Consider the following 16,586-nt stretch of genomic DNA (forward strand, 5'->3'; position numbering starts at 1 on the left):
CCACGCACGAACACCTCTCACAGAATCTCACAGTAAGGAGCCCACTCATGGCACTCACCTACGGCGCCTACACCGCCTGCCTCCAGGACCGCTCCCTGCCCGAGGCCCTCGACGTCCTCAAGGACGCGGGGCTGACCGGCGCGGAGGTCAACGTCGGGGGATTCATCCCCTCCCCGCACTGCCCCGTCGACGCCCTGCTGGCCTCGGCCACCGCCCGCGAGGACTACCTGGGCATCTTCAAGGAGCGGGGCATGGTCCTGTCGGGCCTCAACACCTCGGGCAACCCCACCTCGCCCCTGCCCAACGAGGGCCTCAAGCACGCCGAGGACATCCGCAGCGCCATCCGCCTGGCGGGCCTGCTGGGGGTGGGCGAGATCGTCACCATGTCCGGCACCCCGGGCACCGACCCCACGGCGAAGTACCCCACCTGGGTGGTCAACCCGTGGAACGGCATCGACATGGAGATCCTCGACTACCAGTGGAGCGTCGTCGTGCCCTTCTTCAAGGAGATCGACGCCCTGGCCCGCGACAACGACGTGCAGGTCTGCCTGGAGCTGCACCCGCGCAACCTGGTCTTCAACGTCCCCTCCTTCGAGCGGCTCGTCGAGGCCACCGGCGCCACCAACATCAAGGTCAACATGGACCCCTCCCACCTGTTCTGGCAGCAGATGGAGCCGATCGAGGCCACCAGGCGCCTCGGGGGCCTCGTGGGGCACGTCCACGCCAAGGACACCAAGATCCTCCCCGGCGCGGCCTACCGCGGCGTGCTGGACACCGACTTCGGGCACGTCCCGGCCGAGGCCGAGGGCAAGGTCCCGGTGGCCTACGGCTACTGGTGCAACTCGTGGCCGAAGGACCCGGCCTGGCGCTTCGTCGCCTTCGGCCTGGGTCACGACGCCGACTACTGGGCCGAGTTCCTTCGGGCCATCGCCCGGGTCAACCCGGAGATGAACGTCAACATCGAGCACGAGGACGCCGAGTACGGCAATGTCGAGGGGCTCCAGATCTCCGCCAAGAACCTGCTCGAGGCCGCCGCACTGGCGTGAGTCTCGCGTGAGCACGGCCCGGGGCGGCGGATCCGCCCCCCTGAGTGAGCCCTCCTCCACGAGGAGTGAGCACCCGAGTGGGCCGACGGCGCCGCGCGCAGCGCCGTCGGCCCACTCGCGCGGCACGGATCGCGCGGCACGAATCCGACCGCGGAAGAAATACCCACTTTTGTCCGAACAAAAGAATAGGATCTCAGGCATGACTCCCGCCGCATCGACGACGACGCTCCTACCGCTCTCCGCCCAGGGCCCCGGCCCCCTGGCCGCGCTCGGCGCCGCCCCGCCCGAAGCCGTCCGCCTGGCCGGCGGGTTCGCCGGCCTGGCCTCCCTGACGCTGGGCAGCTGGCTGCTCCTGCTGGCCGCGGCCTGCCTGACCGGCCTGGCCAAGACCGTGCTGCCCGGGGCCGCCACGATCGCCGTCGCCCTGTTCGCCGCGGTCCTGCCGGCCAAGGAGTCCACGGGAGTCATGCTCGTCCTCCTGCTCGTCGGGGACGTGCTCGCGGTGTGGTCCTACCGGCGCGACGCCGACGTGACCATGCTGCGCAGGCTGATCCCCGCCGTCGCCGTGGGGGTCCTCGCCGGCGCCGTCTTCCTGCGCCTGGCCTCCGACACCGGGACACGGCGGGTCATCGGCGTCGTGCTCCTGCTCCTGATCGCCGCGACCCTGTGGGGGCGGCGCCGCAGCGCGCGCCCGGCGCCCGGCGCGGCCGCCGCCGCGGGCCCTGAGGGCCCTGCGGGCGGGCCCTCCCCCGCGCCCTCGCCCCGGCCGGCGGACGACGCCGTCGGCTCCCGCTCCGGAGCCGGCTCCAGCCCGCCGGCCCGGATCCTGTACGGGGCCCTCGCCGGGTTCACCACCATGGTGGCCAACGCCGGCGGCCCCGTCACGAGCATGTACTTCCTCGCCTGCCGCTACCCCGTCAAGGCCTTCCTGGGGACCACCGCCTGGTTCTTCTTCCTCGTCAACCTCGCCAAGCTCCCCTTCTCCCTGAGCCTGGGCATTATCCGCCCCGAGCACCTCGCCCTTGACGCTGTCCTGGCGCCCGTGGTCGTCGTCCTCGCCCTGGCGGGCCGGCGCCTGGCCGACCGCATGGACCAGAGGGTCTTCGAGCCCATTGTCATCGCGCTGACGATCCTGTCGGCCCTGCCCCTGCTGCAGTGAGGAAGAGCTGAACCACGACGCCGACCAACCACGCTGGGCGCGCCGCAGGTGCCCGCCCCGCAGCGCCCATTCACAGCCACTGAAGTTTTCTCATCAGGGTGGTGCGAGGTGCCTGGTGTTTCTCGGGCAGTGGTGGGAAGAATCCGTATTCGAGAAACACCGGGCACCTCACAGATGGCCCACCACCGCCAGAAGCAAGACCGCCCGGGATACCGCCCCCAGGCCGGGGCCGATACACGATCGCAAACGACCCCGTCCCGGGACACAGGACACTAGGGCGAGGCCGACCAGGAGTACCGAACAACAAGACGAACAGCCCGAAACACACTCTCAAAACCGTCCAAGACGCGCCCGGCAGTCCAGCTCACCTCCTCCGGAGCAACCTCGCGCACCGCCCAGCACCGGCCAAGATACCCCCCCCTGCCGCCTGCCGGCACCGCCTCCTTCAACCCGTTTCCTGCACTACCGGTAGCGGACGGGGGCACACCGGGACGGGGCTAGAAGTCCACCCTGGGCACCGGCGCGCCCCCGGCGCAGCGACATAGGGACCCGGCCCCATTGGTGCGGACCCCTGAGCCCGGCCAGTCAGGCCCTCACCCCTGGTCAAGTACCTGACACAGGATTCCCTAAAGCATCGCTAGCCAACGCCATAGCGCGACATCCCCCACAGGAGTTCAGCAAATCGCACCCTACGCAGTTTCCAGTAATATTGCCGCGGTCCCGTATGCGTTTCATGACTACCGGATCGAGCCAAATATCCTCCAATAATTGCTCACGAAGACTCCCAGCCGCCATCGGAAGAGTCGCACAGGGAGCAACCATACCATCAACAGTAATCCTACAAAGAACGCGGCCAGCGCCACATCCAGTATATTTTGCCTTATCCTCAGGAGCCAAATATGGCTGGAATTAAATAAAATCGTTGTCTGGGCTGGCGCTCTCGGGTCGCCCGGCACGAGAATTATCTCATGTAGATCGACATGACGAACGAAGAACGGGATATCCCCACCAGGCGGAAAAAGCGTTCGGACACCTACAGGCTTGCGGGAATGAAGGCGGAGCGATTCTGTACAAGACGCTCCGCAAATGCCAACCAGAACTCCTGCAGTAGTTACCCCAGCATGCCGCTCTGTTTAATTCCAGCCAGAACTTCATTTTGATCCACTCTTCACGTTAAAAAAATGTGAGTACCCAACAAACAGGGCACCAGACAGTCCCAGAATAAAGCAGGCCATCCAAAGTTGAGAATCTAGCTGACGGGCGATCGCTTCCCCTCCCAGCGCGGGGCCAATAACTGAGGCTAAGGAAAATGACGCAGCCATATATCCCATCCACCTGCCACGCCCACCGGACGAAGTCAGTTGCGCAATCATCGCGGGAGCAGTTGTCGCAACCATAACCTCGCCTGTTGACCAGACTGCTGTTTGAAGAACGAACCCGGTTACAGATGCGAGCAGTGGCGTAACCGCAAAACCAGTCCCAAGAACAAGACACCCAATAGCCAGAGAGTACTGCATACCCATATACTTGATGAGTTTTATGCTCACAGGTTGAAAAAGCAGCACTACGGCGCCGTTAGCAGCGGATACTATTCCCCAATCGATTGAATTTAGGCCTCGAGAAGTTATCGTCATCGGAAGCGCAGTCCATGCCTGAGTTTGAATAAACCACATGAAGAATAGCAAAATTATTAAATGAATTAAGGACCCAGAACGACGCTGAGGTTCTTCCGAGACTTCTGTCGCGGAGCTTGTTTTTATAGAAGTTTTTCTAAATCCTATGGATAAGACAGAAAAGGCTAAAAAACATGTTGCCGAATCGATCGCAAACAGCAGCGAGAATGACTGATACGCAATGATTCCTCCGACAAGCGACGCAATGAGAAACCCAGCATTATTGGCCCAATAGAGAAGGCCATAAGAAAGGGGTCCCGTTACACTGTCCGTCAAATCGCCCACAAGAGCATTTACTGCGGGTCGCGACATTCCTGCCGAAAAACCAATGATAAATAAAAGGATGAGGATCACGGGCAGAGCATGTGCGAACGGTATAGCGGCAGTAAAGCAGCCGCTCGCTAAGAGATTTATGAGAATGACAGGCTTACGCCCCAACTTATCTGAAAGATGACCGCCTCCTACGCACGCTAAAAGTGCTCCAGCACCATAAGCCCCCACCATCTGCCCTATTCTGTTCACAGGAATCTGCATTTGCTCCAGATATAGCGGTATAAATGGCAACAAAAAAGTGCCCAAGGAGTTCGCGAGCGTGGCGAGCACCAGATAGTAGACTGGACGCGGGAGCCGCGCCAGGGAAGAAGTACTTTTAGGCGTCGTCATGATTGCGAGCAAACATCCGGTGACCAGCAGCGACTATCAGAGGACATAAAACTATCCGTAAGTGCGTATTCGGTTGCACGACAGCCTCCGCACTTATCACTGATTTTGCAGGAGCCGCACGCCCCAAAAGCCCGCTACGGTCTCGAAGGCGCATGAGTTCCGGTGAAGTATTCCACATCTCTCGAAGCGACTTCGCCCGAATATTTCCTAACGCATGTGGAAACACCACGCAGGGGAAAACTTCTCCTGTTGGACTGATAGCGCCCTGCGACTGGCCTGCTCGGCATCCACGGAACAGAGGCTTCAGAACTAAATTCGGCGCGACAAGTACAAGTTGTGCAAGGTGCTCCGTCATTCTAATCTCGGGGAATTTTAAGCGCATTTCATTCCACCACAACAGAACGTCTCGCCATTGTTCAGGGAGAAGATCCATTGAATCGGTCTCCTCGGCCGGCCGGCACGAGTTGGGAAAGGTTAAACCCATCGACTCCTGCCGAACGACAGAACTCGAATACTTGACCCATCTCGTTTACGTTTCCTCGGCGATCGGCAAAACGCGCCCTGGTCTTTATATTAACAGATCGGCTGTTCTCTATCGCTCTATGCGCGCGACTAAAAAGCCCCTCCCTTTGCCTAATTCTATCGTGTGCTTCCGCTAGGCCATCCAAGGAAACCTGAACTCGGGAAATCCCGGGGCTCGCCAAGTTACGTGCTCTACGAGCAGTCAAAGCCCACCCACCCGTTCCCACCCCAACAGTCAGCCCAACTGATGCCGCATGTTCTACAATGAACTCAAGGTCTCCTACCAGAAGCGGCTCCCCGCCGCTGAGCGCCAGATCCAGAAGCCCGTCGCGCGCGCATTCATCTATGCCCTTAAGAACTTCTTGCCTGGAGAGTTCACCGGGACTGCGACGAGCAGAAGAAGCATAGCAATGAATACACCGGGCATTGCAGGCGTTCGTAAGTGACCACACAAGATGGAGAGGCATCTTTTCGGACAAGCGACTCCTGCAACGACCCATTGCAATCTTGACTCCCATCAACGCCCGCCCGCGAACAGCATTTAAACTTCTAATCTGACAACACCTTGAGTGTATCACACATCTACCTGCCCAACAAGGCCCGAGCGAGCCCGATCAAGCGACTAAGATCAGATTTAATTAATAAAATCGTTTAACTTCCACGGGTGATGAATTACAGCAGGCGTGTTCTACGCATCCCTGGTCACGAGGGCCCGCGCCACCGGCATCCATCTGCCAGCCGTTTTGGATCACGCCACCGGCGCAGTCATCGCACATCGGGCGGTGGATCCAGGAGCAACAAGCCCCCGTCCCGAGGCATCGCAGCGCTCGTGGAACGAGTATTCAGATCTGGGCGGCACGATGGTCACCGACGATGCCGCGCACACCCGGCGGGCCGCCGCCGAGACGATCAGAGCCGCAGGCGGCCACCGGGTCCAACTGTCAAGGCCAGTGCCACCCATCCCGTCCTGCCGGCCGCGCTCAAGGCCCTGCCGTGGAAGGACGTCCCATCTACCGCCGCAGTGGAGCCCCTCACGTGCAGCACAGGCGGCGCACGGTCAAACCGCCGTACGGAGCTCACGCGCGCCCCGGCCTGTGCGGGTTCCCACAGCCGCAGAACGAGATCGGCCGGGCCTTTGGTCACATGCACCCGCCACTTGGGGGCACAATCGGACTGAGCATCGCCGGAGGAGCCGGCAGCACCACTCGACGTCGAGACGCGAAAAGGACCTACACCGTGGCGCGCAGCATCTACATCGCCTCACCCAGTGCCGGCACCGGCAAGTCGACCGTGGCCCTGGGCCTGGTCGCCTCCCTGACCAAGGTCGTCGCAAAGGTCGGCGTCTTCCGCCCCTTCGTCGACTCGCGCGACCGCGGCGCCGACCCCTTCCTGGCCCTGCTCCTGGCACGCTCCGGCTCGAGCGCCTCGGCCGCCGACTGCATCGGCGTGACCTGGGACGAGTACCACGCGGCGCCCGAGGAGTCCCTGTCCCGCATCGTCTCCTCCTACCGGGCGCTCGCCCGCGACCACGACGTCGTCATTATCGACGGCTCGGACTTCACCGACGTCGCGGGCACCCCCGAGCTCGCCCTCAACGCGCGCGTCGCCGCCAACCTCGGCGTCCCGGTCCTCCTGGTGGTCTCCGGGGAGGGCTCCCCCGAGGACGTGCGGGGCAGCATCGAGGTCTCGATCGCCGAGATCGCCGAGAACCACGCCCGCACGGTCGCCGCCGTCGCCAACAAGTGCCCGGCCGCCACCCGCGAGGCCGTCTCGGCCGCCATCGCCGGCGTCGAGGGGGTCGCGACGACGACCCTGCCGGAGATCCCGCTGCTGACCGCGCCGAGCGTGCACGAGGTCCTCGAGGCCCTCGACGGCGAGCTCATCTCCGGCGACGCCGCGCTCCTGGAGCGCGAGGCCGAGTCCGTGCTCGTGGCCGCCATGGACGTCTCCCACGTCCTGGAGCGCCTGGTCGAGGGCCAGCTCGTCATCGTCCCCGCCGACCGCTCCGCCGCGCTGATCTCGCTGGCGGCCGCCCAGGCCTCCTCCTCGTTCCCCAGCATGTCGGGCCTCGTCCTCAACGGTGGCTTCCCGGTCGCCCCGCACGCGCTGCGGCTCATCCAGGGCCTGGACATGCCCCTGCCGGTCTTCACCTCCCCGCTCGACACCTTCGCGGCGGCCTCGACGGCGGGCTCCCTGACCGGCGAGCTGGCGCACGGCTCGGAGCGCAAGGTCGACGTGGCCGTGACGACCTTCGAGCAGGAGGCCGACGTCGAGGCCCTTCTGGCGGCCCTGGAGGTCGAGCCCAGCGACGTGGTCACGCCCATCATGTTCCAGGCCGAGCTGGTCGAGCGGGCCCGCTCCGACCGCAGGACGATCGTCCTGCCCGAGCCCGACGACGACCGCATCCTGCGCGCGGCCGACGCGATCCTGCGCCGCGGCATCTCCGAGGTCGTCCTGCTGGGCGACGAGACGGCCGTGCGCGCCCGCGCCGCCGAGCTGGGGCTGGACATCGCCGCGGCCCGCGTCGCCTCCACCTCCGACCCCGAGCTGAGCGAGAAGTACGCCGCCGAGTTCGCGCGCCTGCGCGCCAAGAAGGGCGTGACTCTGGAGCAGGCCCGCGAGACCATCCAGGACGTGTCCTACTTCGGCACCATGATGGTGCACATGGGCGACGCCGACGGCATGGTCTCCGGGGCGGCCCACACCACGGCCCACACGATCGTGCCCTCCTTCCAGATCATCAAGACCAAGCCGGGCACCTCGATCGTCTCCTCGGTCTTCCTCATGCTGCTGGAGGACCGGGTCCTGGTCTACGGCGACTGCGCCGTCAACCCCGACCCGACCGCCGAGCAGCTCGCCGACATCGCCATCTCCAGCGCCGCCACCGCCAGGCAGTTCGGCGTGGACCCGCGCGTGGCCATGCTGTCCTTCTCCACAGGCACCTCCGGCAAGGGCGCGGACGTGGACAAGGTCCGCGAGGCCACCGAGATGGTGCGCGCCAAGGCCCCCGGGCTCGCCGTGGAGGGCCCCATCCAGTACGACGCCGCCGTCGACCCCGTGGTCGCCGCCAAGAAGGCGCCGGGCTCGGCGGTGGCGGGGCGGGCCAACGTCCTGATCTTCCCCGACCTGTCGTCCGGCAACATCGGCTACAAGGCGGTTCAGCGCTCCAGTGGCGCCATCGCCATCGGCCCGGTGCTCCAGGGTCTGAACAAGCCGGTCAACGACCTGTCCCGCGGCGCCCTGGTGGAGGACATTATTAACACCGTCGCCATCACCGCCGTTCAGGCGCAGGGCTGACCCGGCCTCCCGATCCGCGGCGGGATAGCCTTTCCCGCAGATCCTTCCGGGGTCGTGCCCGCGCCGCCGCGCCCGCCCCCGCCCAGTCCGTGCCCGCCCAGCGGGCCCCGTCGAACAGCCAGAAAGGCCCACTGTGACCACCCGGACCGTCCTCGTCATCAACTCCGGCTCCTCCTCCATCAAGTACCAGCTGATCGATCCCGACTCCGGGGAGTCGCTCGCCTCCGGGATCGTCGAGCGCATCGGTGACACGACCGGCTCCATCACCCACAAGCGCGCCGGGGAGAGGACGGATATCACCGAGCCGGTCCCGGACCACGGCTTCGGCCTGTCCGAGGTCCTGCGCCTGTTCGAGGAGAAGGGGCCCAGCCTGGCGGAGGCCAACATCGTCGCGGTCGGCCACCGCGTCGTCCAGGGCGGCCACTACTTCTCCGGGCCCGCCCTCATCGACGACGACGTCGTGGCCAGGATCGAGGAGCTCGTGCCGCTCGGCCCGCTCCACAACCCGGCCCACCTCAAGGGAATCGAGGTGGGGCGCGAGCTCCTGGCGGACGTGCCCCACGTGGCCGTCTTCGACACCGCCTTCTTCCAGAACCTGCCCGAGGAGGCGGCCCGCTACGGCCTGAACCGCAAGGTGGCCGACACCTACTCCATCCGCCGCTACGGCGCTCACGGCACCAGCCACCACTTCGTCTCCGGCGAGATCTCCAAGCGCCTGGGGCGCGACGACCTCAAGCAGATCGTCCTGCACCTGGGCAATGGCGCGTCGGTGTCCGCCGTCGTGAACGGCCGGGCCGTGGAGACCTCCATGGGCCTGACCCCTCTGGAGGGCCTGGTCATGGGCGGGCGCACCGGCGACATCGACCCGGCCGCCGTCTTCCACCTGGTGCGCGTGGCCGGCATGTCCATCGACGAGATCGACCACCTGTTCAACCGCGAGTCCGGGATGAAGGGCCTGACCGGTCAGCAGGACATGCGCGAGGTGTGGAGGCTCGTCGATGCCGGCGACCAGAACGCCCGGGACGCCATCGACGTCTACGTCCACCGCCTGCTGAAGTACGTGGGCGCCTACATCGCCGTCATGGGCGGGGTGGACGCCATCACCTTCACCGCCGGCATCGGGGAGAACGACTCGCGCGTGCGGGCCGAGCTGTGCCGGCGCCTGGACTACCTGGGGGTGCGCATCGACGCCGAGGCCAACGACGTGCGCGCCTCCGAGCCGGTGACGATCTCCACGCCCGAGTCCTCCGTGGTGATCACGGTCTTCCCCACCAACGAGGAGCTGGCCATCGCCCGCCAGGCGGTCACGCTCCTGTAGGCCTGGGCCGTCGGGCCGCGGGCGGGCCCGCTTCCCCTTGCTCGGGCCCGCCCGCTTCTCGCCCCTCCCGCTGGGCCGCTCAGGCGATGGCGGCTCCGGGCCCGAGGCGCAGCGGCGTCGAGCCGGAACGGTAGACCAGGCGGGACTGCAGCAGGTAGTTGAGGCCGAAGAGGCTGGAGTCGACGAGGATCTTGGCCAGCCACAGCGGCGCCCCCGTTCCGGTCAGGAGGGCGATCCCCAGGTACGACATCGTCGTCGTGGTCGTCTGGACGGCCGCGTAGCCCGCGACCGAGCGCCAGAAGGTCTCCGGGGCCGCCCGGAAGAGGCAACGGTTGAGCAGCAGGCTCATGGTGCAGGAGACCATCCGGGCCCCAACGACGGCGCAGAGGACCGAGCCCGTCAGAAAGTTGAGCAGGAGCGCAAGAACGTAGTCCACCGTCCAGCTGGAGAAGGAGACGGTGGCGAACAGGACGACCGTGGGCAGGCGGTCGCGGAGCCCGCTCAGAGCCCTCGCCGCCTTCAGGGCCGCCAGCCCCGGCTGGGCCGCCAGCTCCGCCAGGAGTCCCCGGCTCGCCGAGAGCCCCAGGCTCGCCGAGAGCCCCGGAAGAACCGGCTTGGCGGGGAGGGCGAGGTTCGTCGTCATGCCCCCAGCCTGCTGGGGGGCCTTGTGCGGCCGACCTGTCTCGCCTGTGCCGTTCCTGTGAGGGCCCGCGCGGGCCGGGCACGGCGGGCGGGCCGGGCGCTTCTCACCCGTGGCCTCAGGCCCCGCCTCAGAACAGCCTGCCGCTCTCCTTGCGGAGCCGGGCGCGGCGGGCGGCGGTGGCGCCGGGGACGGCTCCGGCAGCGTCGGAGACCGCGGGGGCGGCGCCGTCGTCGGACACCGCGGGAGCGCCGGAGGCCCTGGCGCCGGCCGCCGTCGGGGCGTCAGTGCCGCCCGTGTCCCGCCAGCCGGGGCCCGCAGGAACGGCGCGGCCCTGCTGGTAGGCGATGGCCGCGGCGCGGGCGCGCGAGTCGGCGGCCTCGTTCAGGGGGTGGCCGACATGGCCGCGCACCCACTCGAAGCGCACCGCCCGTCCCGCCAGGGCGGCGTCGAGCGCCTTCATGAGGTCGTCGTTGAGGACCGGCTTGCCGTCGGCCTTGCGCCAGCCGCGCCGCTTCCAGCCCTTCATCCACTTCGTCAGGGAGTTGATGACGTACTGGGAGTCGGCCTGGACCAGCAGGTCCTCCCCGGTATGGGCGGTGGCGTGCAGGAGCTCGAGCACGGCGGTGAGCTCGCCGCGGTTGTTGGTCGACTCCGGCCAGCCGCCAGCCGCCCAGCAGCCGTCGTCCACGTACCAGGCCCAGCCCGCGGGTCCGGGGTTGCCGAGCGCGGAGCCGTCCGCAGCAGCGATGATCGTCATGCCCGCACCCTACCGGCGCGCGGGGCGCCCCCGGACCGATCTCGAGCCGGAAGTGAACCGATCTCGAGTCGGAAGTGAACCGATCTCGACGCGGAATACGACCGATCTCGGCGAAGAGGACCGCGAGGCTGCGGGCGGGGGCTGCGGGCGGGGGCGGCCGGACCGCGTTCGGGCGCCCGCGCGCTCAGCCCGCCAGGCCGGGCAGGAGGTTCTTCAGGCCGATGGTCAGCATGCCGACGGCGATCGCCGCCAGGATCATGCCCATGAGACGGGTCATAATGGTGCGCAGCGTGATGGACATGTAGTGGCCGATGGTGGCGGAGAAGTGGAGCACGAGGCCCAGGAGCGCCAGAATGGTGAACAGCGCGAGCGCCACCGTGAGCTTGCCGCTGACGTTCTGCCCCTGGGCGACCATGACGATAATGGTCGTGATCGTGCCGGGCCCGACGAGGATCGGGAAGGTCATGGGGTAGAAGGAGATGTCGTTGGCGGCCGCGTAGTCGGCGGCCTGGGCCTTCTCGGCCTTGCTGCCCTCGTGGGCGCTCGCGCCGCGCCCGCTCAGCATGCCCAGGGAGATGGTGAGCAGGACGAGTCCTCCGGCGACCCGGAAGTCGTCCACGGTGATGCCGAAGAAGTTCAGGAGAGTGGTTCCGGCCGCCGCCACGACCGCGCACATGACGGCGCTGAAGGCGACGGTGCGCCAGGCGGTCCGGCGCTGCTGAGCGGCCTCCTGGCCGGTCGTCAGGCCCAGGAACAGGGGCAGGTTGACGAAGGGATTCATAATGGCGAAGAAGGCGCCGAGGGCCTTCACAAGCAGGGCTGTGTCCATGGACAGCATCATGCCTCGCCGACTCCGATCATGGTGGCGGAGCACGGCTCCTGTTCCGCGTTCGACACGCTCCCGCCGAAGCGATGACGCGTCTCACGTCCGAGACGTAGAGTAGGCGGGGCCGGGCAATGTCGCCCGTCACGATCCGACCTCGAGGACCCCTATGACCTTCATCCCCGCCTTCCTCGCAAGCTCCTCCGGCTCCACGCTCATTGACGCGCGCTGGTACGACTACTTCCCGATCGTCGTCTACTTCGCCTTCGTCATCGGGGTGGGATTCATGGCCAGACGCAAGGCCGCCTCCTCCGACGAGTTCCTCACCTCCGGGCGCTCGCTGCCCGCCTGGGTCACCGGCATCGCCTTCGTGTCGGCCAACCTGGGCGCCGTGGAGATCATGGGCATGTCCGCCAACGGGGCCCAGTACGGCCTGCCGACCTTCCACTACTTCTGGATCGGCGCGATCCCGGCCATGATCTTCCTCGGCCTGGTCATGATGCCCTTCTACTACGGCTCGAAGGTCCGCTCCGTCCCGGAGTTCATGTTCCGCCGCTACGGGACCGCGGCGCACCTGATCAACGCACTGTCCTTCGCCCTGGCGCAGCTGCTCATCGCGGGCGTCAACCTCTACCTGCTGGGCTCGATCGTCCAGCGCCTGCTGGGATGGCCCCTGTGGGTGGCGCTCATCGTCGCCGCCATTATCGTCTTCTCCTACATCACCCTCGGCGGGCTGTCCGCAGCCATCTACAACGAGGTCCTCCAGTTCTTCGTCATCGTCGCCGCCCTGCTGCCCCTGACCCTCGTCGGCCTGCACCGGGTCGGGGGCTGGAGCGGCCTGACGGCGAAGATCGCCGACGACGCCGTCGCGCACGGCGCGGACGCCTACGCCAACCCCGACGCCCAGCTGCACTCCTGGCCCGGCGTGCTGCTGTCGGGGTTCGACTCCTCGGCGCTGTCCGTCGTCGGCATCGTCTTCGGCCTGGGCTTCGTGCTGTCCTTCGGCTACTGGACGACCAACTTCGTCGAGGTCCAGCGCGCCATGGCGGCCGACTCCATCTCCTCGGCGCGCTCGGCGCCCATTGTGGGAACCTTCGCCAAGATGTTCGTGCCCTTCCTCGTCATTATCCCCGGCATGGTGGCCGCGGTGCTCGTGAGCGAGATCCACGGCCTCAAGCTCGCCACACTGGCCGGGACCGCAGCGGAGACCGGAGACGTCAAGTACAACGACGCCGTCCTGCTGCTCATGCGCGACGTCCTGCCCAACGGCCTGCTGGGCCTGGCGATCACCGGCCTGCTGGCCTCCTTCATGGCCGGCATGGCGGCCAATATCTCGGCCTTCAACACGGTCTTCACGGTCGACCTCTACCAGCGCTACATCAACAAGGACGCCGACGACGCCCGCTACCTGCGCATGGGGCACATCGCCACCGGCGTGGCGACCGTCGTCGCGATCTTCACGGCGCTGATCGCCTCGACCTACTCCAACCTCATGGACTACCTCCAGCAGCTCTTCTCCATGTTCAACGCGCCCCTGTTCGCCACCTTCATTATCGGCATGTTCTGGAAGCGCGCGACGAACCACGGCGGCTGGGCGGGCCTGACGGCCGGGACGCTGGCGGCGCTGGCCGTCAACATCCTCAACTGGAACCACATCGTCACCTTCCCCGGGCAGGGGGCCGCCTTCCTCGCGGCGGGCATCGCCTTCGCCGTCGACATCGTGGTGACCATCGCGGTCTCCCTCGGCACGGCGCCGCGCCCGGACGACCAGCTCAAGGGCTTCGTCTACTCGCTGACGCCCGCGTCAGACCGGCGCGACCCTGCCGCCGCCGAGCTCGCCTGGTTCCGCCGCCCCGTGCCGCTGGCGATCCTGTCCGGCGGCCTCGTCGTCCTGCTCAACCTCATCTTCCACTGATCGGAGCCACTCATGAATGCACGCACTCGCTCCCTGGCGGACATCCGCATCGTCATCGGCGCCGTCCTGAGCATTATCGGCCTGTTCCTGCTGATCTGCTCGGCGTTCCTCAACGGCCCCGAGGAGATGGCCAAGACCGGGGACGTCAACGCCAACCTGTGGTCGGGGCTGGGCCTGGTCGTCATCGCCGTCCTCATGATCCTGTGGTGGGTGGCGGACCCGGGCGGGGAGTCCGGCGACGAGAACATCACCGGCATGCCGGAGGAGGAGATCGAGCAGAGCCGCTCGCGCTGAGCCCGTCGAGGCCGCCGGGGCTGCCGGGGTGCGGCGGGTCCGCTCCCCGGCGGACGACGCGGTCGGGGGCTCCCACCAGGTGGTGGGAGCCCCCGACCGCGTTTGATCGGTTGAGTCGGCTCAGGCGTCGAGGTCCGTCTCAAGCAGGGCCTTGAGCTCACCGAGCGCGGCGTCGGCGCCATCGGCGTCGGAGGCCAGGGTGACGACGTCGCCGAAGCCGGCGCCGAGCGTCATGACTCCCAGGATGGAGGAGGCGTCGACAGGAGCGCCGCCCTCCTTGGCGATGGTGACGGGAACGCCCTTCTCGGCGACGGCCTTGACGAAGGTGGCGGCGGGACGGGCGTGAAGGCCGACCTTGGAGGCGATGGTGGCGGTGACCTGGGCCATGGAGTTGCTCCTTACGGGGATGGGGCCGACGGCGATGGGGCGGCATCTGCACCTGCGCGCCGATGCGAGGACCAGCCGACGGCTGATTGCGCCTTCACACTACCCGACTTCGGCGGCCGGCGGCGCCTTACGGACGCACAAAGGTTCATTCACGAGGACTCGGCGTCTGCCTGATCCGTCAAGGGGCTCGGTGTGGGCCGACTGGCGTCGAAGCTCTCCGCTCCCGCTGTGATCATGAGCTCCATGGGGTCTGTTCCCGACAGCCTCTCGCCGCCGATGCGCTCCAGCGCCCTGTTCCGCCAGCTCTTGGGAAGAGCCGGCGCCGAGGCCGTCACCGTCCAGGCCATGACTTCCGCGGGCGGGTAGGCGAAAGACCGGTTCGAGCAGGGTCAGGGAGCGCACGCGGTCGGGATGGAGCCGGCGTAGACGGCGGCGGTGGCGCCGCCGAAGGAGTGTCCGACCAGGTGAGGGCCCTCGGGGGCGAGGGCGGAGATCACCTCGTCGGTCCAGGCGGCCTGGTCCTCCACGGACGTCAGGGGCGCGGGCTGGACGGACATGCCGGCGTCTCCGAGCGCGTCGAGGGCGATGACGCGGCGGGACCTGGCCAGCTTCGGAACGTTCGCCGCCCACATGGGCGCTCCCGAGATCCTCCCGGGCAGAAGGACCACGGGAGGCGAGTCCTGCTCCCCGCCGCCCGCCCAGGTGTAGACGCGCACCGTTCCGAAGCTGGTGGCGACGTCGTCCGTCTCGCTGGGAGCGGGCATGGTCTCCACTACTGCAGCTCCAAGCAGGAGCTGGTGCACGCGGGCTGCCGCGCCATCGTGGAGACAGCGGCAGACGCCCACCAGGAGCGCACCGGGTCTCTCACTCCCGTGGAGGACCTGCGAGCTGCTCACCACGTCCATCCCCCGCAGCGAGATCTCCTCGCTGCGGGCGGCGGAGGACCGCCCCGCGGCGGGCGCCGGCTGAAGCGCGCCGTACGGCTCAGGAATAGTCCGCGTCCACCGTCCGCACCGCGGCGGCAGCCGGCACTCCCCGCTCCTGGTGCCCGCAGCGTGCGGAGGACACCGTGCGGATCGGTGTGGTCTCCGGCCCGTTCGCGCTCAGGAGCGCGCCGCGCAGGCCGCAAGTGGTCGGGGGCGGTGGAGAGCGCAGCCGAGGAAGGGCTCGGGGCAGATGCGCACAACCTCGGCCATGCCGCACCGGCCAGGGCTTTCTTCTCTTTTCTCTTTCTCGGTCACGACGACGACCGCGGTCCTCGTGTCCGAGGAGGACCGGGAGGCGATCCAGGAGACTCTGCGTCGGCCCGGGCCGGACGGGCGGCGCGCGAGGCTGCGGGTGCGCCAGGTGATCACCCTCTGGGGCGCAGCGGCGCCCGGCGAGCGCCTCGAACCGATCTCGACGCGGAACCCGACCGATCTCGACGAAGGAGCTTGCCGATACGTACGCATAGTCGTACGCTACGGGAGGGGGATGCGTCATGAGTACTATCAACGCCACAGCAGCCAGGTCCAATCTGTATCGACTCATCGATCAGGTCGCCGAGGAGTCCCGTCCTGTCAGAATCACCGGGCGGCGGTCGACCGCGGTCCTCGTGTCCGAGGAGGACTGGGAGGCGATCCAGGAGACTCTGCATCTCCAGGCGGTACCCGGGCTGGTTGACTCTGTTCGGCGGGCCCGTGAGGAGGGTGTCGAGGCCGCATCGGAAGAGCTCGACTGGTGAGCGCCTGGACTCTGCGCTACTCGCGTCAGGCGCAGAAGGATGCGCGTAGGCTCGCCGCCTCGAACCTCAGGAATCGTGCGCAGCGTCTTCTCGACATCGTCGCGGACGATCCCTTCGCCCGCCCGCCGGCCTACGAGCGTCTGGTGGGCGACCTGGCGGGCTGCTACTCCCGTCGGATCAACATCCAGCATCGACTCGTCTACGAGGTGTTCCCGGAGGAGCGGATAGTCCTGGTCCTGCGGATGTGGACGCACTATGAATGACACGGGTCGATGACGGAGACTTCTCGGGGGACGGCTCCTCATATGAGTGCGGCCTGCGCCCGTCTTGGGGGGGGCGCCCCCGAGGCGGGCACAGGCCGCGGCG

General features: G+C 67.1%; 18 protein-coding genes. 9 read left to right on the top strand and 9 right to left on the bottom strand.

Annotation, left to right across the window (positions count from 1 at the left end):
- The first annotated feature begins 47 nt into the window (after positions 1–47).
- Complete coding sequence (locus O145_RS05065) at positions 48–1,046, top strand: sugar phosphate isomerase/epimerase family protein (RefSeq protein WP_043560518.1); 999 nt, start codon at positions 48–50, stop codon at positions 1,044–1,046.
- Between the two features lie 199 nt (positions 1,047–1,245).
- Positions 1,246–2,205: a sulfite exporter TauE/SafE family protein gene (locus tag O145_RS05070; RefSeq protein ID WP_084682377.1), complete on the top strand. Its 960-nt coding sequence runs from the start codon at positions 1,246–1,248 to the stop codon at positions 2,203–2,205.
- 603 nt (positions 2,206–2,808) lie between these two features.
- Here the strand turns inward: O145_RS05070 and O145_RS19820 are convergent.
- From O145_RS19820 to O145_RS19830, 4 genes are all read right to left on the bottom strand, one after another.
- Positions 2,809–3,102, bottom strand: a complete 294-nt coding sequence (locus O145_RS19820; RefSeq protein WP_169740318.1) for an SPASM domain-containing protein — start codon at positions 3,100–3,102, stop codon at positions 2,809–2,811.
- 254 nt (positions 3,103–3,356) lie between these two features.
- Positions 3,357–4,541, bottom strand: a complete 1,185-nt coding sequence (locus O145_RS17085) for an MFS transporter (RefSeq protein ID WP_084682379.1) — start codon at positions 4,539–4,541, stop codon at positions 3,357–3,359.
- Positions 4,528–5,025, bottom strand: coding sequence for an SPASM domain-containing protein (locus O145_RS19825; RefSeq protein WP_084682380.1), 498 nt, complete (start codon positions 5,023–5,025; stop codon positions 4,528–4,530). The genes O145_RS17085 and O145_RS19825 overlap by 14 nt, the downstream gene beginning before the upstream one ends.
- Positions 4,958–5,581: a radical SAM protein gene (locus O145_RS19830; RefSeq protein WP_084682381.1), complete on the bottom strand. Its 624-nt coding sequence runs from the start codon at positions 5,579–5,581 to the stop codon at positions 4,958–4,960. Before O145_RS19830 ends, O145_RS19825 begins: the two co-directional genes overlap by 68 nt.
- Positions 5,582–6,299: 718 nt before the next feature.
- Between O145_RS19830 and pta the strand changes: the two genes are divergently transcribed.
- Entirely contained in the window at positions 6,300–8,360 is a 2,061-nt protein-coding gene (gene pta, locus O145_RS05075) for a phosphate acetyltransferase (protein ID WP_043560521.1), read from the top strand.
- A 133-nt stretch (positions 8,361–8,493) separates the two neighbouring features.
- The gene (locus O145_RS05080; RefSeq protein ID WP_043560524.1) at positions 8,494–9,678 is read left to right on the top strand and encodes an acetate/propionate family kinase; all 1,185 of its coding nucleotides are present in this window, start codon (positions 8,494–8,496) and stop codon (positions 9,676–9,678) included.
- A 79-nt stretch (positions 9,679–9,757) separates the two neighbouring features.
- Here the strand turns inward: O145_RS05080 and O145_RS05085 are convergent, their stop codons facing one another.
- The 3 genes from O145_RS05085 to O145_RS05095 form a co-directional block, all read right to left on the bottom strand.
- The gene (locus O145_RS05085) at positions 9,758–10,321 is read right to left on the bottom strand and encodes a GtrA family protein (RefSeq protein WP_043560527.1); all 564 of its coding nucleotides are present in this window, start codon (positions 10,319–10,321) and stop codon (positions 9,758–9,760) included.
- A gap of 127 nt (positions 10,322–10,448) precedes the next feature.
- On the bottom strand, positions 10,449–11,078 hold the full coding sequence (locus tag O145_RS05090) for an RNase H family protein (RefSeq protein ID WP_043560530.1): 630 nt from the start codon (positions 11,076–11,078) through the stop codon (positions 10,449–10,451).
- 184 nt (positions 11,079–11,262) lie between these two features.
- Complete coding sequence (locus O145_RS05095; protein ID WP_043560627.1) at positions 11,263–11,907, bottom strand: MarC family protein; 645 nt, start codon at positions 11,905–11,907, stop codon at positions 11,263–11,265.
- Positions 11,908–12,070: 163 nt separating this feature from the next.
- On the opposite strand from O145_RS05095, the gene O145_RS05100 reads away from it, so the two are divergent.
- Positions 12,071–13,816: a sodium:solute symporter family protein gene (locus O145_RS05100; RefSeq protein ID WP_043560533.1), complete on the top strand. Its 1,746-nt coding sequence runs from the start codon at positions 12,071–12,073 to the stop codon at positions 13,814–13,816.
- Between the two features lie 12 nt (positions 13,817–13,828).
- Positions 13,829–14,110, top strand: a complete 282-nt coding sequence (locus tag O145_RS05105; RefSeq protein ID WP_043560535.1) for a hypothetical protein — start codon at positions 13,829–13,831, stop codon at positions 14,108–14,110.
- Positions 14,111–14,230: 120 nt separating this feature from the next.
- Here O145_RS05105 and O145_RS05110 read toward each other — a convergent pair whose 3' ends face one another.
- Positions 14,231–14,497: an HPr family phosphocarrier protein gene (locus O145_RS05110; RefSeq protein WP_043560536.1), complete on the bottom strand. Its 267-nt coding sequence runs from the start codon at positions 14,495–14,497 to the stop codon at positions 14,231–14,233.
- Positions 14,498–14,740: 243 nt separating this feature from the next.
- On the opposite strand from O145_RS05110, the gene O145_RS19545 reads away from it, so the two are divergent.
- Positions 14,741–14,863, top strand: coding sequence for a hypothetical protein (locus tag O145_RS19545; RefSeq protein WP_267489914.1), 123 nt, complete (start codon positions 14,741–14,743; stop codon positions 14,861–14,863).
- A gap of 23 nt (positions 14,864–14,886) precedes the next feature.
- Here O145_RS19545 and O145_RS05115 read toward each other — a convergent pair whose 3' ends face one another.
- On the bottom strand, positions 14,887–15,261 hold the full coding sequence (locus O145_RS05115) for an alpha/beta fold hydrolase (protein ID WP_454931511.1): 375 nt from the start codon (positions 15,259–15,261) through the stop codon (positions 14,887–14,889).
- Positions 15,262–15,977: 716 nt separating this feature from the next.
- On the opposite strand from O145_RS05115, the gene O145_RS05120 reads away from it, so the two are divergent.
- The gene (locus O145_RS05120; RefSeq protein WP_043560538.1) at positions 15,978–16,220 is read left to right on the top strand and encodes a type II toxin-antitoxin system Phd/YefM family antitoxin; all 243 of its coding nucleotides are present in this window, start codon (positions 15,978–15,980) and stop codon (positions 16,218–16,220) included.
- Positions 16,217–16,483: a Txe/YoeB family addiction module toxin gene (locus O145_RS05125; protein WP_043560541.1), complete on the top strand. Its 267-nt coding sequence runs from the start codon at positions 16,217–16,219 to the stop codon at positions 16,481–16,483. Before O145_RS05120 ends, O145_RS05125 begins: the two co-directional genes overlap by 4 nt.
- The last annotated feature ends 103 nt before the right edge of the window (positions 16,484–16,586 follow it).

It is taken from the genome of Actinomyces israelii DSM 43320, from assembly GCF_000711965.1.
Taxonomy (GTDB): domain Bacteria; phylum Actinomycetota; class Actinomycetes; order Actinomycetales; family Actinomycetaceae; genus Actinomyces; species Actinomyces israelii.

Bases quoted from the DNA above. Each gene is read 5' to 3' on its own strand.
- O145_RS05065 (WP_043560518.1), top strand. From the start codon at position 48: ATGGCACTCACCTACGGCGCCTACACCGCCTGCCTCCAGGACCGCTCC.
- O145_RS05070 (WP_084682377.1), top strand. From the start codon at position 1,246: ATGACTCCCGCCGCATCGACGACGACGCTCCTACCGCTCTCCGCCCAG.
- O145_RS17085 (WP_084682379.1), bottom strand. From the start codon at position 4,541: ATGACGACGCCTAAAAGTACTTCTTCCCTGGCGCGGCTCCCGCGTCCA.
- O145_RS19825 (WP_084682380.1), bottom strand. From the start codon at position 5,025: ATGGGTTTAACCTTTCCCAACTCGTGCCGGCCGGCCGAGGAGACCGAT.
- O145_RS19830 (WP_084682381.1), bottom strand. From the start codon at position 5,581: ATGGGAGTCAAGATTGCAATGGGTCGTTGCAGGAGTCGCTTGTCCGAA.
- O145_RS05085 (WP_043560527.1), bottom strand. From the start codon at position 10,321: ATGACGACGAACCTCGCCCTCCCCGCCAAGCCGGTTCTTCCGGGGCTC.
- O145_RS05090 (WP_043560530.1), bottom strand. From the start codon at position 11,078: ATGACGATCATCGCTGCTGCGGACGGCTCCGCGCTCGGCAACCCCGGA.
- O145_RS05095 (WP_043560627.1), bottom strand. From the start codon at position 11,907: ATGGACACAGCCCTGCTTGTGAAGGCCCTCGGCGCCTTCTTCGCCATT.
- O145_RS05100 (WP_043560533.1), top strand. From the start codon at position 12,071: ATGACCTTCATCCCCGCCTTCCTCGCAAGCTCCTCCGGCTCCACGCTC.
- O145_RS05105 (WP_043560535.1), top strand. From the start codon at position 13,829: ATGAATGCACGCACTCGCTCCCTGGCGGACATCCGCATCGTCATCGGC.
- O145_RS05110 (WP_043560536.1), bottom strand. From the start codon at position 14,497: ATGGCCCAGGTCACCGCCACCATCGCCTCCAAGGTCGGCCTTCACGCC.
- O145_RS19545 (WP_267489914.1), top strand. From the start codon at position 14,741: ATGGGGTCTGTTCCCGACAGCCTCTCGCCGCCGATGCGCTCCAGCGCC.
- O145_RS05115 (WP_454931511.1), bottom strand. From the start codon at position 15,261: ATGCCCGCTCCCAGCGAGACGGACGACGTCGCCACCAGCTTCGGAACG.
- O145_RS05120 (WP_043560538.1), top strand. From the start codon at position 15,978: ATGAGTACTATCAACGCCACAGCAGCCAGGTCCAATCTGTATCGACTC.